Genomic DNA, 17,497 nt, shown 5'->3' with positions numbered 1-17,497 from the left:
AGGGGGATGTGTAATGGAACAGTTACAAATTGGAGATATAAAAGTGACATGGTTAAAAGGCGGGAACACACATTTAGATGGAGGAGCAATGTTTGGCGTTGTACCGAAAGTACTTTGGTCACGTAAATATAAACATAATGATACAAATCATATTTATTTACGAACAGATCCGTTACTTTTGCAAACGAAAGACGGAAATATGCTTATTGATTCTGGAATAGGAAACGGTAAATTGAATGAGAAGATGAAGCGAAATCAAGGTGTAACAGAAGAATCATCGGTTTATGAGTCACTAGAAAAACTAGGATTAAAACCTGAGGATATCCAATACGTTTTAATGACGCACCTTCATTTTGATCATGCATCTGGTTTAACGAAATGGGAAGGTGATCGCCTTGTACCAGCGTTTCCGAACGCGAAAGTTTACGTAAGTGAAACAGAGTGGAATGAAATGAGGAACCCAAATATTAGATCCCGTAATACATATTGGAAGGAAAATTGGGAGCCGATTGTAGACCGAGTTATTACGTTTCAGCAAGAAATAGAAATTACAGATGAAATAAAAATGGCGCATACAGGCGGTCATAGTGATGGACATGCAGTTATTGCTTTAGAAAGCAAAGGAGAAACAATGCTGCATTTAGCAGACCTATTGCCGACGCACGCCCATCAAAATGTATTATGGGTAATGGCTTATGATGATTATCCGATGACATCGATTGAAAATAAGCGAAAGTGGATGAAGTATGGCGCTGAAAACGATGCTTGGTTCACTTTTTATCATGACGCGTATTATCGTGCAGTAAAGTGGAATGAGGAAGGTCATATTGTAGAAAAAATAGAACGGAAAACGGGTATAGAAGCATAAAAAAGGGGGGAGCAATCTCCTTTTTGTTGTCGTTTTTTGTCGGTAAGTCGATATATTTGAAAAATCGCCGATATAATTTGAGTTACGGTCGATATATTAAAAAAATCGCTGATATATTTGGAGTTGCAGTCGATATATTCGGAAAATCGCCGATATAATTTCAATTACTATCCACAATTAAAAAATAAGAGGTTCACCTAATGGGAACCCTCCTTTTTATGCTGCTATAACCTCTAAAACAGTACCTGTTTTAGCATCAACTAAAAATTCAAATCGTTCTTGTATATCATTTAACATCGTTGTAAGACCGCCGCGATACACTTCGTATGCGACATCATATTTTTCAAATGTCTCTGGAACCATATGTACCCAAGAGCCAGTAATTTCACCTTTATGACTTAATGCTTGTTTCACCATTTTCAATGCTTTTTCTGAAGAAATATGGGATTGTTCTTGGACTTTGTTTGCAACGAGATAACCAGCTGCAAATCCAACGCCAAGACCTGCTACTAAACCTTTCCAGCTCATATATTCACCTCAATTCTATAAAATAAAAATAGTGTACCAATAATAATTATAAAGCAAATACAGCTAAAAAAGAAGAAACTAGAAACATTTCGAAAATTTCGTTACAATAAAAGAGGTATTCTACTAAGGTTTGAAAGAAGGGGACTTCGTGAATAAAGAGACATTACAATTATTTCGTACGTTAACAGAATTACAAGGTGCATCAGGTTTCGAACATGATGTACGCCGTTTTATGAAGCAAGAATTAAGCAAATATGCGGATGAAATTGTACAAGACGGTTTAGGTAGCGTATTTGGTCTGAAAAAAGGGGACGAAACTGGCCCGCGTGTTCTTGTAGCAGGTCATATGGATGAAGTAGGTTTCATGATTACGCAAATTACGAAAAACGGAATGCTTCGTTTTCAACCATTAGGCGGCTGGTGGAGCCAAGTACTATTAGCTCAGCGCGTTCAAGTTATGACGAAGAATGGCCCTGTTATTGGGGTTGTTGGTTCTATCCCTCCTCATTTATTAAGTGACGCGCAACGTGCAAAACCGATGGATATAAAAAATATGTTAATTGATATAGGTGCAGATAGCTATGAAGATGCGATTGAGATTGGTGTAAAACCAGGACAACAAATCGTGCCAATCTGCCCGTTTACGCCGATGGCAAACGAAAAGAAAATTATGGCGAAAGCTTGGGACAACCGTTACGGATGTGGTCTTGCAATCGAATTACTAAAAGAATTAAAAGACGAAACATTACCAAACACATTATACTCTGGTGCGACTGTACAAGAAGAAGTTGGTCTTCGCGGTGCACAAACTGCTGCAAATATGATTCAACCAGACATTTTCTATGCGCTTGATGCAAGTCCAGCTAACGATGCATCTGGTGACAAAACACAGTTCGGTCAATTAGGAAAAGGTGCTCTTCTTCGTATTTACGACCGTACGATGGTAACACATAGAGGAATGCGCGAATTCATTTTAGATACAGCAGAAACACACAATATTCCGTACCAATACTTTATTTCACAAGGTGGTACAGATGCGGGCCGTGTACATACAAGTAACTCAGGTATCCCATCAGCAGTAATTGGTGTTTGCGCACGTTACATTCATACACATGCTTCTATTTTACATGTTGATGATTATGCGGCAGCAAAAGAGCTAATTACGAAGCTTGTAAGAGCAACGGATAAAACGACGTTAGAAACAATTAAGAATAACGCGTAGAGAAGAAGGGCGAAAAACCCTTCTTTTTTTAGATTGAATAGATGCTCGAGCGATGTATGGTAGCGGTCAGTGCTTAATTGATTCTCGTACGGGGGATTAAAACCCCGGGTAGGAAGTGAGAGTAAGGTTGCTTTTGGGTTCGAGGTCCGCGATGTTGTGAGAAAAACTCTTCTTTTTCAGAGTGAAGAGACAAACAAGCGATGTGTGGTGGCCGTGCTTCCGTGTATAAAGAACAATTTGATTAAGGGAAAATGATAAATTTTTATAGAGGTGAATGAAATGAAAGTAGTAGTTGGATCGAAGAATAAAACGAAGGTTGGAGCTGTGGAGAAGGTTTGGAAAGATGCTACAATTACATCTCTTTCTGTTCCTTCAGGAGTAGCAGCACAACCATTTTCAGATGAAGAGACGATGCAAGGAGCGATCAATAGAGCGAAGCGAGCGCTAGAGGAAGGGGAAGCTCAAATTGGTATTGGACTAGAAGGCGGCGTAATGAAAACAGAGCACGGTTTATTTATGTGTAACTGGGGCGCGCTAGCAACAAGTGATGGTAAAACATTCGTTGCCGGCGGGGCACGTATTACGTTACCAGATGATTTTTTAGCACCTCTTGAAGAGGGCAAGGAGTTAAGTGAAGTGATGGAAGAGTTTGTACAAAGAAAAGATATTCGTAGTCACGAAGGTGCTATCGGTATTTTTACGGATGATTATGTGGACCGTACGGAATTATTTGTACATGTTGTTAAGTTACTTGTTGGGCAATATAAGTATGATGAAAAGCAAGCATAAACCTTGCACCGTGCGCGATGTATGGTAGTATAAAAGAAAGATTATAACATGAAAAATGCACTCGTTAGAGGAGGAAATATAGATGAAATCATTAGAAAGCATGGAGCAATTCCAAGAGTTAAAAAATGAAGAGAATGTAGTCTTTATGTTCTCAGCAGAATGGTGTCCAGACTGCCGCTTTGTAGATCCATTTATGCCAGAAGTAGAAGAGAAATATAGTGATTTCTCATTTTACTATGTAGATCGTGACGAGTTTATTGATCTATGCGTAAAATTAGACGTATTTGGCATTCCGAGCTTTGTAGCGTACAATAAAGGTGAAGAAACAGGTCGCTATGTAAACAAAGATCGTAAAACACAAGAACAAATCGAAGAGTTCATTGAAGGTTTAAAATAAGGCAATTTGCCAATTGAATTGTAAAACAACCTCTACCTTCGCGGGGGAGGTTATTTTTTTGGAAGGGAGGAAAAAGAGATGAAGATGACAAGTAAAAAGATGAAAGACGAGTTAATGAAGAAATTATCTCGCCCGGAATGGGACTTTCAGTATGATAGCGAGAAAGAGGTTCTACGTATAGAACAGAAAGACTCGAAAAAAGGTATTAACGTATCGCTTCCGGGAGTTGTGGCGAAATGGGAAGTGAATAAAGAAAAAGCGATTGAAGAGGTTGCCTATTACGTACAAGAAGCGTTAATTGCGATGCATAAAGAAGAAAATAGCGCAGCGAAAATTTTACCTGTTATTCGCTCTACTTCTTTCCCGAAACAAGCAGAAGAAGGAAATCCGTTTATTATGACGGATCATACGGCGGAAACACGTATTTACTACGCGTTAGATTCGAATAAAACGTATCGATTAATTGATGAACGTCTATTACAAAAATTAGAACTTACAGAGCAACAAGTGCGTGAAATGGCATTATTCAACGCTCGCTCATTAGGTTATGAGTTTAAACAAGACACAGTAGCAGGGAATACATTCTACTTTTTAAACACAAATGATGGGTATGATGCGACTCGTATTTTAAACGAATCGTTACTACAATCGATGCGTGAAAAGATTTCTGGTGACATGGTTGTTGCTGTTCCTCACCAAGATGTATTAATTATTGCTGATATCGTCAACGAAATCGGTTATGATATTATTGCACAAATGACAATGAAATTTTTTGCCGAAGGGCATGTTCCGATTACATCACTTTCATTCGTATATGAAGATGGGGACTTTGAACCAATCTTTATTTTAGCGAAGAATCGGAAGAAGACAGATGGAAAAGAGAAAGGATGAACGAAGTGAACGTTTTTTACAACCTTGAAGGAATTGGTGACACTCTAATTGTTGCCTTACAAGATATTACTTTAGAGAACCGTACTTTTGATCGCAAAGGAGATGTTGCACGCGTATATGACCGTGAAAGCAACGAAACAGCAGGATTCAACATCTTTAATGCATCTTCTTACTTAGAAGTAAAAGAAACAGGTAACCTTACATTAACGAAAGAACTTGTAGAAAAAATCAACGAAATTTTAGCGAAGAACGGCTTTGAAGAAACAGTAGAAGCAGATCTTTCTCCAAAATTTGTTGTAGGCTATGTAGCTGAAAAAGAAAAGCATCCAAATGCTGATAAGTTAAACATCTGTAAAGTAGAAATCGGTACAGAAACATTACAAATCGTATGTGGTGCACCAAACGTTGATGCAGGACAAAAAGTTGTCGTTGCAAAAATCGGCGCTGTAATGCCAAGCGGTATGTTAATCAAGCCAGCTGAGCTTCGCGGAGTTCCTTCTGCTGGAATGATTTGTTCAGCACGTGAATTAGAGCTTCCAGATGCTCCACAAGAAAAAGGGATTCTTGTATTAGAAGATAGCTTTGAAGTTGGACAAGAGTTCAAATTTTAATTGATATAAGAAAAGAGAGGTTGTCCTTTTGGATGACCTCTCTTTTTGTTTTGGCATTTTTTGTTGGTAAGTCCATATTCCGTGTCGAATCGTTGATATATTTAGAGTTATGACAGATATATTCAAAAAATCGTTCATATTATAAGGATGTCACCTTTTTTCTTTGAATCTATATTGTATTTTATAAACAATCTAGTTAAAATTTAGAAAAACAGAAGGGGATAGACGTATGAAACAACAACTAAAAATCGCAGAACTTCTGAAACGAATTGAAACTTCAAAACAGCAAGATATTGAGTTAGGTTCTTATGAAATCTATTTGTTTAGTGAAAATGAATTAGAACAAGGACAAATCGGTTATCGATATGATAAACATAAAAATTCATTAATAAGTGAAGAGAATGGAAAATGGAAAGAAGAATGGATTGTTATCGGATATGAAACAGATATGGGCGATCCAGTTTTCGTAAATGTGTCTGATGATGCGTATTTAGTTTATACTGCAGAGCGTGGTACAGAAGCGTGGCAACCCGTTCATATTGGAAATATGGATGAGATTATAAAACAATTATAAAAGACTTTGAGACCGGTGCAAAGTGATGGGAGAAAAACATGAAGTATATAAAAATAATGAGCATGATTGCATTCATTGGAATATATATGGGAGGTTGTTCGCAAGAAGGGCCGAAAAAAGAAACAACATCTTCTATAAAAGAAACAAGCGAAAATAAAAAGGTAGACGCACCGGTAGAAAAGCAGCAAGAAGAACAAGAAAAGAAAGAAGAACCGCAAGCAGTTCAAACGAATGAGCAAGTGGAGCAAAAGCAGGAGGAAGCGCCGGTCGAGGAAAAGAAAGAGGAAGCTACGTCAGTGCAACCAGCAGAGCAACCAGTGCAAAATAATGAACAAAAAGTAGAGAGTAATGAAAAACAAGGAAAGTTTCTTGTTGTTATTGATCCAGGGCATCAGCAAAAAGCGAATTTAAATTTAGAACCGATTGGACCAGGAGCAACGACGCAAAAATATAAAGTGACAGATGGTACAACAGGTGTTGTTACGAAAAAAAGAGAGGCTGTTCTTGTATTAGAAATGGCTTTCGTATTAAAAGAAAAGTTAGAGGCAAAGGGAATACAAGTATTAATGACGAGAACGTCACAAGATGTGGATATGAGTAATAAAGAACGCGCGACATTTGCGAATGATCATAAAGCGAATTTGTTTTTACGTCTTCATGCAGATGGTTCTGAAAATCCGAATCAAAGTGGATTTGCTGTATTAACGCCAGCAAAAGAAAGTCCGTATACGAAAGAAATTTATGCTGAAAGTCTTCAAATCTCTCAAACGATAGTAAATAAAATGAGAGAGAATCATCAAGTGAAAGTAAATGGAATTAAATTCAGGGATGATCTTTCTGGATTTAATTGGGCCAAAGTACCTGGCGTACTATTAGAACTTGGGTTTATGTCAAACCATCAAGAAGATAAAAAATTATCTGACCCGCAGTATGTAAATTCTTTATTGCAAAGTGTAACGGATAGTGTAGATGAGTATCGGAAGAGTAAAGCTTAAACGCAGTCTTACATGTAAGGCTGCGTTTTTCCATATGAAAACACTCGTAAATTAGAATATTATGGATAAATATGACATGCTTAATTTTACCTGCACTTTTTGCCGAATGCTGATACAATAAAGGATGTTACTATTTAGTAGAAAGAGTGGTAAGCATGTTAGATTGGATGAAAAAGCTGTTTAACAAAGAGGAAGAACAAACAGCGATGAATAAAGAAGTACCAAAGCAAGTTGAAAGTCAGCCGAAAATTCCTCGTGTAAACCACTACACTGAAGCAAGAGAAGCGCAAATGGCAAGTAGGAATGCAGGTAAATGCCGTTTTCCATTAGTACCGGATAATGGGTTCGATGAAGAGGATGTTATAGAAACAGGGCATTTTGAAGAACCACCTGTTCAAGCTGTAACATATGAGAATCAGCCTATTCAAAGAGGAATCAAAGTGGAAAGAAGCAGACGACAGTATGTGGAGAAGGTAGTTTCTACATATGAAGAGCCGGAAATACAATATGAACCGGAGCGAGAGCCTGTCGTAAAGAAAGCATCTACACCAGCGCAAGAAAGTAACCGTAGACCATTTCGTCCAACAGAAATGATTTCGCCAATTTACGGATATAACCGTCCTTCAGTAGAGAAAAAGGAAGAAAAGCAGGAGAAAGTAAAGGAAAGAGAAGACCTTGAAATATCTGTAGAGGGCAAATCAGTCGTTGATGCATGGTTAGAGAAAAAAGGATATACACTATCTGATTTCTCAGAAGGACAAGCACCGACTTCTTCCAGTCATGAAGGAGTTGATCAGCAAGATCAACAGAGTAAAAAGGAAGAAAAGTCAGTTGTCGATCAATGGTTAGAGAAAAACGGTTATGAAATCGAACGCCAAGAGCCTATAGTAGAAGAAAAAGAAGTGGTTCAAGAAATCAGTGCACCGCAGGAAGTTCCAGCGGCTAAATTACTTCATGAAACAATTGCTGAGCGTATGGAAGATACGAAGCAAGAAAGTGATGTAGTGGCCCAAAACACTCTACAAGCGGAATCAGTAGATTCTAAAGTAGAGCACGAGGATACAATATTATCAGAAGAAATTAAACGTAATACAGAAATAGAACAGCCTACTATTGAAGTAGAAAAACAAGCACCAGAAGAATCAGTGATTGTTAAAGCAGAAGAAAAGATTGAAGAAACAATTAGTGTAGAAATACCAGAAGAAGTGGAAGTAATTGCAGAAACAGAAGAGTCAGAAGAAGTAGAAGTAATTGCAGAAACAGAAGAGTCAGAAGAAGTAGAAGTAATTGCAGAAACAGAAGAGTCAGAAGAAGTAGAAGTAATTGCAGAAACAGAAGAGTCAGAAGAAGTGGAAGTAATTGCGGAAGCAGAAGAGTCAGAAGAAGTGGAAGTAATTGCGGAAGCGGAAGAGTTAGAAGAAGTGGAAGTAATTGCGGAAACGGAAGAGTCAGAAGAAGTAGAAGTAATTAGTGGAAGTAATTGCGGAAGCGGAAGAGTTAGAAGAAGTGGAAGTAATTGCGGAAACGGAAGAGTCAGAAGAAGTAGAAGTAATTGCAGAAACAGAAGAGTCAGAAGAAGTAGAAGTAATTGCAGAAACAGAAGAGTCAGAAGAAGTAGAAGTAATTGCAGAAACAGAAGAGTCAGAAGAAGTGGAAGTAATTGCGGAAGCAGAAGAGTCAGAAGAAGTGGAAGTAATTGCGGAAGCGGAAGAGTTAGAAGAAGTGGAAGTAATTGCGGAAACGGAAGAGTCAGAAGAAGTAGAAGTAATTGCAGAAACAGAAGAGTCAGAAGAAGTAGAAGTAATTGCAGAAGCGGAAGAGTCAGAAGAAGTAGAAGTAATTGCGGAAGCGGAAGAGTTAGAAGAAGTGGAAGTAATTGCGGAAGCGGAAGAGTTAGAAGAAGTGGAAGTAATTGCGGAAGCAGAAGAAACAGAAGAAGTGGAAGTAATTGCAGAAACAGAAGCACCAGAAGAAGCGGAACCTGTAGTAATTGAGGAAACGCAGCAAGAAATGGTGTTAAATGAAGCAATTGAACAAAAGAATGAATTCATACATGTTGCTGAAGCTGATGAACAAACGAAAAAAGATGTTCAAAGCTTTGCGGATGTTTTAATTACAGAAGAACAATCAGTTGTAGAGGAAGCACCGGTCGCAGAAGAACAATCAGTTGTAGAGGAAGCACCGGTCGCAGAAGAACAACCAGTTGTAGAAGAACAACGAGTTGTAGGAGAACCACTGGTTGTAGAAGAACCACCGGTTGTAGAAGAACAATCAGTTGTAGAAGAACCACCGGTTGTAGAAGAACAATCAGTTGTAGAAGAACCACCGGTCGCAGAGGAACAACCAGTTGTAGAAGAAGCACCGATTGTAGAAGAACAACCAGTTGTACAAAAAGAAGAACCAAAACGTGAGAAAAAGCGTCACGTACCATTTAATGTTGTTATGTTGAAACAAGACAGAACGCGATTAATGGAAAGACATGCGGCTAGAACGAATGCAATGCAACCTTCTATGAGTGAACGAGTAGAGAATAAGTCTGTACATCAAGTAGAAGAAAAACCAATGCAGCAAGTAGTGGTAGAACCACAAGTGGAAGAAAGACCAATGCAACAAGTAGTAGTGGAACCACAAGTGGAAGAAAGACCAATGCAACAAGTAGTAGTGGAACCACAAGTGGAAGAAAAACCAATGCAGCAAGTAGTGGTAGAACCACAAGTGAAAGAAGTGCAACCAGTACAACAAGTACAACAAGTAGTGGCGGAGCAAGTACAAAAGCCAATTTCAAGTACGGAAGTAGAAGAGAAAGCATATGTTGTAAATCAAAGAGAGAACGATGTGCGAAATGTATTGCAAACACCACCGACGTATACGATTCCACCATTAACATTGCTATCGATTCCGCAGCAAGCAGCGTTAGATAATACGGAATGGTTGGAAGAACAGAAAGAATTATTAGATACAACGTTTAATAATTTCCACGTTGGCGCACATGTTATTAATGTATCGCAAGGTCCAGCAGTAACTCGTTTTGAAGTACAGCCAGATCCAGGTGTGAAAGTAAATAAAATTACAAACTTAAGTGATGATATTAAGCTAAGTTTAGCGGCGAAAGATATTCGTATTGAAGCGCCGATTCCAGGAAAGAGTGCGATTGGAATCGAAGTTCCAAATAAAGAAAGTAAGCCAGTATTTCTTCGTGAAATTTTAAGAAGTCCTGTGTTTACAAAGAGCGAATCACCGCTTACGGTTGCGCTTGGACTTGATATTTCAGGTGATCCAATTGTAACGGATATTCGAAAAATGCCACACGGACTTATTGCGGGTGCAACAGGTTCTGGTAAAAGTGTGTGTATTAACGCCATTTTAACGAGCATTTTATATAAAGCGAAACCACATGAAGTGAAGTTAATGTTAATCGATCCGAAGATGGTAGAGCTTGCACCATACAATTCTGTTCCGCATCTTGTAGCGCCTGTTATTACGGATGTAAAAGCAGCGACAGCTGCATTAAAATGGGCAGTTGAGGAAATGGAGCGCCGTTATGAATTGTTTGCACACGCAGGTGCTCGTGATTTAACTCGCTACAATACGATTGTAAGTGAGCGAGAAATTCCAGGAGAGACATTACCTTATATCGTTATTGTCATTGACGAGTTAGCCGATTTAATGATGGTAGCACCTGGTGATGTTGAGGAAGCGATTTGTCGTATTGCGCAAAAAGCACGTGCTTGTGGTATTCATTTATTAGTAGCGACGCAGCGTCCATCTGTAGATGTTATTACAGGTTTAATTAAGTCAAACATTCCAACGCGTATTGCGTTTACAGTATCGTCTCAAGTTGATTCGCGTACGATTATCGATATTGGGGGCGCGGAGAAATTACTTGGCCGTGGTGATATGTTATTCTTAGGGAACGGTACATCTAAGCCAGTTCGTGTACAAGGTGTATATGTATCGGATGATGAGATTGAAAAAACAGTTGATCATGTGAAAAAGCAAATGAAGCCGAATTACTTATTTAAGCAAGAGGATTTATTAGCGAAAACAGAACAAGCTGAGTCGGAAGACGAATTGTTCCTTGATGCATGTCAATTTGTTGTAGAACAAGGGGGAGCGTCCACATCTTCTGTACAGCGAAAATTCCGCATCGGTTATAATCGCGCGGCACGTCTCATTGAAGAGATGGAATCGCAAGGAATTATTTCTGAAGGTAGAGGAACGAAGCCAAGAGACGTCCTTATTTCTGAGGATGAATTTGCCGCTATGCAGGAAACAAATGTATAGTAAACGGTTTTGCTGTATACTAAGAGAAAATGTTGGATAGTAAAGTAGGGAGTAAAGCGACATGAAAGAAATTGAATTAAAATTAAAAGGTGAAATAAATAGACTAACAAATAAAACATTTAAATTTGACGAACGGGTTGGAGAAGGTTGGTTCTCTGCCGTTTACTTTTTAAAGACTAGAGAAATCATCGAAGAATTTCGCCCGAAAAGTGTTGTAACGATGCAATTTTTCCAAAAGGAAAATGCAGTTCTTTGCGGAACAGATGAAGTCATTGCATTGCTACAAACATTCGCTAAAAATCCTGAGGAACTTGAGATTAACTCTTTAAAAGATGGCGATAAAATTAGTCCATTTGAAACAGTGTTAACAATTCATGGTCCTTATGAAAATTTCGGATTTTTAGAAGGTGTCATTGATGGGATTTTAGCTCGTCGTACATCGGTTGCGACAAACGTATATAACGTTGTCCAAGCTGCGCGTAGCGTAGATAAAGAAAAACCAGTTATTTTCATGGGAGATCGTGATGATCATTATACACAACAAGCTGGTGACGGTTATGCAGCATACATCGGAGGTATGAGCGCACAAGCGACGCATGCGATGAATGAATGGTGGGGCAAAAGTGGTATGGGGACGATGCCTCACGCATTAATTCAAATGTTTAATGGTGATGTTGTGGAAGCGGCAAAAGCATATCATAAGAAATTTCCAGAAGATGAATTAGTTGTATTAATTGATTACAACAATGATGTCATTACAGATGCACTTCGCGTAGCGCGTGAATTTGGATCAACATTAAAAGGTGTACGTGTAGATACGTCCCGCACGATGATTGATCAATACTTCATTCGCCACCCAGAAGTACTTGGAACATTCGATCCACGTGGTGTAAACCCATCGCTTGTATTCGCGCTTCGTAAAGCACTTGATGAAGAAGGATTCCAGCATGTAGACATCGTTGTAACTGGTGGATTTGATGAGAAGCGTATTCGTGAATTTGAAGCTCAAAACGTACCTGTTGATATATACGGAGTAGGAAGTAGCTTATTAAAAATGAATATTGGCTTTACTGGTGATAACGTAGAATTAAATGGAAAACCAGAAGCGAAAGCTGGTCGTAAATATCGTCCAAACCCACGTCTAGAACGTGTTCAATTAGAAAAAAGAGAAGATATGTAAAAGACAGAAAAACTGATAGGTGATTGACCCTATCAGTTTTTCTGTTATCATAGTATAGCGGCTTCTTTTTTGCTATAATGGATTTGTTATGGACATAAAAAAGAAGTACGTACGAGTTTATCCTGATAAGTGAAGGGAAGAATAACTTCACTACATCAAAAATGTATGATGATTACCAAAATAAGAAAAGATTCATATACTGTCTTATAGATAGGCCGTTGTATTAGTTCGAAATGTTGGAGGTTCTTTAAGATGACAGTTTACCATTTTGTAGGAATTAAAGGAACAGGAATGAGTTCATTAGCGCAAATTCTTCATGACATGAAGCATACTGTTCAAGGGTCTGATTATGAAAAGCGTTTCTTTACACAAACAGCGTTGGAAAAGCGTAGTATCTCGATTCTTCCTTTTGATAAAAGTAATGTAAAAGAAGGACAAGTGATTATTGCAGGAAATGCATTCCCTGATACGCATGAAGAAATCGTAGCAGCAAAAGAATTAAACATCCCAGTACATCGTTACCATCACTTCTTAGGTGACCTTATGAACCAATACACAAGTGTTGCTGTAACTGGTGCACATGGAAAAACATCAACAACTGGTTTGTTAGCCCATGTAATGCAAGGTGCACACCCTACATCTTACCTTATTGGAGATGGAACAGGGCATGGGGTAGAAAATAGTAAGTATTTTGTATTTGAAGCTTGTGAGTATCGTCGTCATTTCTTGTCTTACAATCCAGACTATGCGATTATGACAAACATTGATTTTGATCATCCAGATTATTTCACAGATATCAATGATGTATTCAGTGCATTCCAAGAGATGGCATTGCAAGTGAAAAAAGGCATTATTGCATGTGGAGATGATGAAGAACTTCAAAAAATTCAAGCGAAAGTACCTGTTATTTTCTATGGATTTGGAGAAGATAATGATTTCCAAGCACGTAACATTCAAAAGAGAACAGATGGTACTATTTTCGATGTATTCGTTCGTAATACGTACTATGACACGTTCAAAATTACAGGATACGGCAATCACAGCGTATTAAATGCATTAGCAGTAATCGCGCTTTGCCATTATGAAAACGTTGATGTAGAAGCAGTTAAGCATCAGTTAACAACTTTTGAAGGCGTAAAACGTCGCTTTAATGAGAAGCCGATGGGAGAGCAAGTTATTATCGATGACTATGCACACCATCCGACAGAAATTAATGCAACGATTGAAGCAGCTCGTCAAAAACATCCAGAGCGTGAAATTGTCGCTGTATTCCAGCCACACACATTCTCACGTACAGAAAAGTTCTTAGATGAGTTCGCTGAAAGCTTAAGCAAAGCTGATCAAGTATACTTATGTGATATTTTCGGATCAGCGCGCGAAAACAAAGGTGAATTAACAATCGAAGATCTGCAAAAGCGTATTGACGGTGCAGAATTAATTACAGATACAACAACGGATGTATTAAAGAAACATAAAAACGGCGTTCTCATTTTCATGGGCGCAGGAGACATCCAAAAATTCGAAGCAGCTTACGTAAAAGAAGTTCAAGTTGCAGAGAAGTAATAGAAAAGACGCATAGCCTTAGCTGTGCGTCTTTTTTGTTGTGTTCGATACATTTAAAAAGCATTGATAGGTTGGTATTGTTTATTCTTTTTGTAGAGTTGTTTTAACAAAACGATATAAATTGAACTAAAAAGTACATATCCAATTAAATAATAGAATGAAAACATATCGAATTGTTTTGTAATCATAATTCGAATCGCGAAAAATGCAAATGGAAGTGCAATCAAAGCGCTAGTACTAAAGGAAATCACTGTTTTTAAAAATTGTAATTGCTTTATATTCCAATGATTTTTTCTACAAATAAACCAAATGTTGCTGGCGATAAAGGCTAGTAAAAATGGCAAGCAGGCTGAAATATTGATAAAACCAAGTACAATCGGTATTGATAGAGCGCCAAGTGGAGCAATTGAAAAACCTGTAAAGTATTTAATAAATGTATTCGTAGATTGCTGTACATCTTGAATAACGTCTGTATATTCTGCTGCAATTACCTTTGCTAATTCTTTTGGAGGAAGAAATTCTTCAATCACTTGTGAAGGAATAACTCCTAATGGTATCCCTTCACTTTCTTTACTTAATGCATTTTCGTATAAATCGGATTCAATTTCTAACATATGTTGTTCTCGTGCTGATGTAGGTAAGTTCATTAAACCTTTGTGGAGGTCATGTAAGAAAGAAGCAATGAGTTCATTTGCAAAGAATTGTTCTTTGTTCATTTTTTATCCTCTCCTTTAGCTAGTAACATTAGAGCATGATAAACTGCCTCGTAATCATGTAAGCGATTATGTAAAATTTCTCTCCCTTCGTCTGTAATGCGATAGTATTTTCTTTTTGGACCATCGCCGGACTCTTCCCAATAGGAAGCAGCCCAGTTGTTTTTCGTAATTCGATTTAATATAGGATAAATCGAGCCGTTTGGGATATGAAATACAGGGATATCTTGTAATGCACTTGTAATTTCGTATCCGTACATAGGTTGTTTACTTATTAAAGACAAAATAGCGAGATCAAAAACACCTTTACGTAATTGAATTATAAAATTATCATTTTTTTCCATACTTTAACTATATATGATACGTATCTATATATCAATCATATATAGTTGTATTTTTATTTACGTATTGACCTAGAGTTAACTCTAGGTTGTAAGATGAATATGTAAAAACAAGGGGGAGAGAACATGTATAAAATCGGTGAAGTAGCAGAGTTAACTGGGATGGGTATTCATACTTTGCGTTACTATGAGAAATTAGGGTTATTACCACCACCAACGCGAAATAGCGGGATTCGTCAATATACAGAAGGTGATGTGCACCTATTAAAATTTTTATATTCGCTAAAACAAACTGGAATGTCATTAGAAGAGATGGCTGAGTTTGCAAGTGATGGATGCATTATAGAAGAAATTAGGCAGAGGAAGGAGGAAGTACCAGCGAAAGTGAAAAAGAGAATTTCAATTTTAACAACTCATTTAGAAAGGTTAAAAGAACAGCAAGAACAATTGCGAAAAGTTGTCCAGCTAACAGAAGAGAAGTTAGAAATTTATTACGGTTTTCTAGAAGGAAAAGACTCGGAGGCCGGCAATGAAAAATAAAGTATATGCGCAGTTATTAGGATTTGCAATATTTACTGGAGGAACATTTAATGCTTCGAAATATGCAGTGCAGTATTTCGAAGCGATTCATATAGCGGCATGGCGTTTTGGGATTGCTGCATTTGTGATGTTATGTCTGTTAAAAATACGAAAAGATTTTGAGGTGGAGGTATGGAGGCAGAACAGGGTCTATTACTTTTTGTTAGGTATTGTTGGTGTATTCGGTTTTAACTTCTTTTTCTTTTTAGGAATGAAACATACAGAAGCTATGAATGGTGCACTTATTATGGCGACAAACCCGCTTGTTACGACGCTGTTAGCAAGTGTCATTTTACGGGAGAAAATAGTAAAGCGCCAAGGTATTGGAATGCTACTTGCACTACTTGGTGTTGTTTTTGTGCTTACACAAGGCTCGTTTACCGCACTACAAAATTTATCATTTTCAAAAGGGGATTTTTATATTTTATTAGGAAATATTTGCTGGGCGTTATACGGTGTACTAGGCAGAAGGTTTATTAAAACTGGTAGCCCAATACAAACTACAACATATACGATGACTATTGGTGCCCTTACCTTTATTATCATATCTTCTACGCAAAAAAATATGGTACCAGTTTTTGAAATTCCCCTATTAGCTTGGGGAGCGATTCTCTTTATGGCAATCGGAATGAGTGTGCTCGGTTACTTATGGTGGAATAATGGAATTGCTCAAATTGGTGCAGCAAGGACATCTTTATTTTTTAATCTAGTCCCTGTTGTTACAATGATTATTTCTTTTGTAGAAGGAGTAAATATAGCACCCGCACAATGTATAGGGATGATATTAGTTATTATGGGAGTATTGTGTTCATCAGGTTTTATACAAATAAAATCAAAAGAAAGTGTGAATATTTAACATTTTTTATTTAGAAATGTTAGAATAATAAGAAAAATAAAAAGAGGAGCTAAAAAAATGTTCACACTCCGAGTAGACGACGAAATCGAATTACAGTTATTAGAAAAGCATCATAAAGAGGAACTATATCAATTAATAAATCAAAACCGCAATCATTTAAGAAGATGGCTTCCTTGGGTAGATGGGACGAAATCTGCTGATGCTTATAATGAGATTTGTCCGATGTGGTTAAAGAAGTTTGCAGAGGGAGACGGTTTTGAAAGTGGCATACGTTATAAAGGAAAGCTCGTTGGGATGGTAGGTATTCATCCAGTGAGCTGGGGGAAGAAAGCGGCAAGTCTCGGTTACTATCTGGCAGAAGATGCTGGCGGGAAAGGTATTATGACGCGTAGCGTGAAGGCTGTACTTCACTATGCATTTGAGAATTTAAAATTAAATAAAATGGAAATTAGATGCGGTGTTGAAAATGTGAAAAGTCGCGCTATTCCAGAACGTTTAGGGTTTAAGTTAGATGGTGTTTTAAGAGATGAAGAATGGTTATATGATCATTTTCATGATGTCGCAGTATATAGTTTACTAGCTTCAGAATGGAAGGAGATTCGATGAACGAGAAGATACGCATTATTCCGTATGAAAGTACGTTTCAAGATGAAGTAGTAGATCTTATCGTTCATATTCAGCAAAAAGAGTACAATGTCCCCATTACGAAAGAAGAGCAGCCGGACCTGCTTGAAATAGAAACATTTTATCAAAGGAATCATGGCAACTTTTGGGTAGCAACTTATGATAGTAAAGTAGTTGGAACAGTGGCCTTATTAGATATTGGGAACGATCAAGTAGCACTAAGAAAAATGTTCGTAAAAAAAGAGTTTCGCGGAAAAGAGTGGGGCGCATCACATAAGTTGCTCCAAACGGCAATTTCGTGGGCTGAGAATAAAAAGCTGAAAGACATTTACTTAGGAACGACAGTTAAATTTTTAGCAGCACATCGCTTTTATGAAAAGAATGGTTTTCAAAGTGTGAGTATAGATGAGTTGCCAAAAAGTTTTCCAGTGTTGCAGGTGGATAAGAAATTTTATAGATATATTGTTTAAGAAGGTCATGTA

17 protein-coding genes and 1 pseudogene are annotated in these 17,497 nt (G+C 37.7%); 15 read left to right on the top strand and 3 right to left on the bottom strand.

Annotation, left to right across the window (positions count from 1 at the left end; translation table 11 throughout):
• The first annotated feature begins 13 nt into the window (after positions 1-13).
• Positions 14-868 carry a YtnP family quorum-quenching lactonase gene (locus tag EKQ63_RS25010; protein ID WP_073530602.1) on the top strand — a complete coding sequence of 285 codons (855 nt, stop codon included), beginning with the start codon at positions 14-16 and terminating at the stop codon, positions 866-868.
• A gap of 216 nt (positions 869-1,084) precedes the next feature.
• On the opposite strand, the gene EKQ63_RS25005 is transcribed toward EKQ63_RS25010, so the two are convergent.
• Positions 1,085-1,396 carry a PepSY domain-containing protein gene (locus EKQ63_RS25005; protein ID WP_000118543.1) on the bottom strand — a complete coding sequence of 104 codons (312 nt, stop codon included), beginning with the start codon at positions 1,394-1,396 and terminating at the stop codon, positions 1,085-1,087.
• 148 nt (positions 1,397-1,544) lie between these two features.
• On the opposite strand from EKQ63_RS25005, the gene EKQ63_RS25000 reads away from it, so the two are divergent.
• From EKQ63_RS25000 to murC, 10 genes and pseudogenes are all read left to right on the top strand, one after another.
• Complete coding sequence (locus EKQ63_RS25000) at positions 1,545-2,618, top strand: M42 family metallopeptidase (protein WP_002170155.1); 1,074 nt, start codon at positions 1,545-1,547, stop codon at positions 2,616-2,618.
• 279 nt (positions 2,619-2,897) lie between these two features.
• A complete protein-coding gene (locus EKQ63_RS24995; RefSeq protein WP_001971113.1) occupies positions 2,898-3,407 on the top strand; it encodes a DUF84 family protein in 510 nt (169 codons plus the stop codon).
• Positions 3,408-3,489: 82 nt separating this feature from the next.
• Entirely contained in the window at positions 3,490-3,804 is a 315-nt protein-coding gene (locus tag EKQ63_RS24990; RefSeq protein WP_000838192.1) for a thioredoxin family protein, read from the top strand.
• A gap of 78 nt (positions 3,805-3,882) precedes the next feature.
• Positions 3,883-4,695, top strand: coding sequence for a DUF1444 domain-containing protein (locus EKQ63_RS24985; protein WP_000784600.1), 813 nt, complete (start codon positions 3,883-3,885; stop codon positions 4,693-4,695).
• The gene (gene ytpR, locus EKQ63_RS24980; protein ID WP_001006759.1) at positions 4,692-5,306 is read left to right on the top strand and encodes a YtpR family tRNA-binding protein; all 615 of its coding nucleotides are present in this window, start codon (positions 4,692-4,694) and stop codon (positions 5,304-5,306) included. The genes EKQ63_RS24985 and ytpR overlap by 4 nt, the downstream gene beginning before the upstream one ends.
• Before the next feature lie 229 nt (positions 5,307-5,535).
• Positions 5,536-5,880 carry a thiamine transporter gene (locus EKQ63_RS24975; RefSeq protein ID WP_087954067.1) on the top strand — a complete coding sequence of 115 codons (345 nt, stop codon included), beginning with the start codon at positions 5,536-5,538 and terminating at the stop codon, positions 5,878-5,880.
• 38 nt (positions 5,881-5,918) lie between these two features.
• Positions 5,919-6,875 carry an N-acetylmuramoyl-L-alanine amidase gene (locus EKQ63_RS24970; protein ID WP_143881600.1) on the top strand — a complete coding sequence of 319 codons (957 nt, stop codon included), beginning with the start codon at positions 5,919-5,921 and terminating at the stop codon, positions 6,873-6,875.
• 155 nt (positions 6,876-7,030) lie between these two features.
• Positions 7,031-11,159 (top strand): annotated as a pseudogene (locus tag EKQ63_RS30755) (DNA translocase FtsK).
• A 61-nt stretch (positions 11,160-11,220) separates the two neighbouring features.
• Entirely contained in the window at positions 11,221-12,339 is a 1,119-nt protein-coding gene (locus tag EKQ63_RS24955) for a nicotinate phosphoribosyltransferase (RefSeq protein ID WP_000658369.1), read from the top strand.
• A 252-nt stretch (positions 12,340-12,591) separates the two neighbouring features.
• Positions 12,592-13,902, top strand: coding sequence for a UDP-N-acetylmuramate--L-alanine ligase (murC, locus tag EKQ63_RS24950; RefSeq protein WP_000219470.1), 1,311 nt, complete (start codon positions 12,592-12,594; stop codon positions 13,900-13,902).
• Between the two features lie 53 nt (positions 13,903-13,955).
• Here murC and EKQ63_RS24945 read toward each other — a convergent pair whose 3' ends face one another.
• Positions 13,956-14,618, bottom strand: a complete 663-nt coding sequence (locus tag EKQ63_RS24945; protein WP_087954069.1) for an HAAS signaling domain-containing protein — start codon at positions 14,616-14,618, stop codon at positions 13,956-13,958.
• The gene (locus tag EKQ63_RS24940; RefSeq protein WP_088326016.1) at positions 14,615-14,959 is read right to left on the bottom strand and encodes a PadR family transcriptional regulator; all 345 of its coding nucleotides are present in this window, start codon (positions 14,957-14,959) and stop codon (positions 14,615-14,617) included. The genes EKQ63_RS24945 and EKQ63_RS24940 overlap by 4 nt, the downstream gene beginning before the upstream one ends.
• A 123-nt stretch (positions 14,960-15,082) precedes the next feature.
• Between EKQ63_RS24940 and EKQ63_RS24935 the strand changes: the two genes are divergently transcribed.
• Genes EKQ63_RS24935 through EKQ63_RS24920 form a run of 4 tightly spaced genes read left to right on the top strand, consistent with a single transcriptional unit; the run spans position 15,083 to position 17,485 of the window.
• Positions 15,083-15,496, top strand: a complete 414-nt coding sequence (locus EKQ63_RS24935) for a MerR family transcriptional regulator (protein ID WP_088326018.1) — start codon at positions 15,083-15,085, stop codon at positions 15,494-15,496.
• Entirely contained in the window at positions 15,486-16,391 is a 906-nt protein-coding gene (locus EKQ63_RS24930; protein WP_088326020.1) for a DMT family transporter, read from the top strand. Before EKQ63_RS24935 ends, EKQ63_RS24930 begins: the two co-directional genes overlap by 11 nt.
• 57 nt (positions 16,392-16,448) lie before the next feature.
• A complete protein-coding gene (locus tag EKQ63_RS24925; protein WP_000494674.1) occupies positions 16,449-16,997 on the top strand; it encodes a GNAT family N-acetyltransferase in 549 nt (182 codons plus the stop codon).
• Positions 16,994-17,485 (top strand): GNAT family N-acetyltransferase, encoded by a 492-nt coding sequence (locus EKQ63_RS24920; protein ID WP_088326022.1) that lies wholly within the window; start codon positions 16,994-16,996, stop codon positions 17,483-17,485. The genes EKQ63_RS24925 and EKQ63_RS24920 overlap by 4 nt, the downstream gene beginning before the upstream one ends.
• Positions 17,486-17,497 lie beyond the last annotated feature (12 nt).

The organism is Bacillus sp. BD59S (assembly GCF_007363175.1).
Classification (GTDB): Bacteria; Bacillota; Bacilli; order Bacillales; family Bacillaceae_G; genus Bacillus_A; species Bacillus_A pacificus.
This window is presented reverse-complemented; position numbering and strand designations above follow the sequence as displayed.

Coding starts and splice junctions, on each gene's coding strand:
- EKQ63_RS25010 (WP_073530602.1), top strand. CDS start 14: ATGGAACAGTTACAAATTGGAGATATAAAAGTGACATGGTTAAAAGGC.
- EKQ63_RS24935 (WP_088326018.1), top strand. CDS start 15,083: ATGTATAAAATCGGTGAAGTAGCAGAGTTAACTGGGATGGGTATTCAT.
- EKQ63_RS24930 (WP_088326020.1), top strand. CDS start 15,486: ATGAAAAATAAAGTATATGCGCAGTTATTAGGATTTGCAATATTTACT.
- EKQ63_RS24925 (WP_000494674.1), top strand. CDS start 16,449: ATGTTCACACTCCGAGTAGACGACGAAATCGAATTACAGTTATTAGAA.
- EKQ63_RS24940 (WP_088326016.1), bottom strand. CDS start 14,959: ATGGAAAAAAATGATAATTTTATAATTCAATTACGTAAAGGTGTTTTT.
- murC (WP_000219470.1), top strand. CDS start 12,592: ATGACAGTTTACCATTTTGTAGGAATTAAAGGAACAGGAATGAGTTCA.
- EKQ63_RS24975 (WP_087954067.1), top strand. CDS start 5,536: ATGAAACAACAACTAAAAATCGCAGAACTTCTGAAACGAATTGAAACT.
- EKQ63_RS24990 (WP_000838192.1), top strand. CDS start 3,490: ATGAAATCATTAGAAAGCATGGAGCAATTCCAAGAGTTAAAAAATGAA.
- EKQ63_RS24955 (WP_000658369.1), top strand. CDS start 11,221: ATGAAAGAAATTGAATTAAAATTAAAAGGTGAAATAAATAGACTAACA.
- EKQ63_RS24970 (WP_143881600.1), top strand. CDS start 5,919: ATGAAGTATATAAAAATAATGAGCATGATTGCATTCATTGGAATATAT.
- EKQ63_RS24995 (WP_001971113.1), top strand. CDS start 2,898: ATGAAAGTAGTAGTTGGATCGAAGAATAAAACGAAGGTTGGAGCTGTG.
- ytpR (WP_001006759.1), top strand. CDS start 4,692: ATGAACGAAGTGAACGTTTTTTACAACCTTGAAGGAATTGGTGACACT.
- EKQ63_RS25005 (WP_000118543.1), bottom strand. CDS start 1,396: ATGAGCTGGAAAGGTTTAGTAGCAGGTCTTGGCGTTGGATTTGCAGCT.
- EKQ63_RS24945 (WP_087954069.1), bottom strand. CDS start 14,618: ATGAACAAAGAACAATTCTTTGCAAATGAACTCATTGCTTCTTTCTTA.
- EKQ63_RS24985 (WP_000784600.1), top strand. CDS start 3,883: ATGAAGATGACAAGTAAAAAGATGAAAGACGAGTTAATGAAGAAATTA.
- EKQ63_RS24920 (WP_088326022.1), top strand. CDS start 16,994: ATGAACGAGAAGATACGCATTATTCCGTATGAAAGTACGTTTCAAGAT.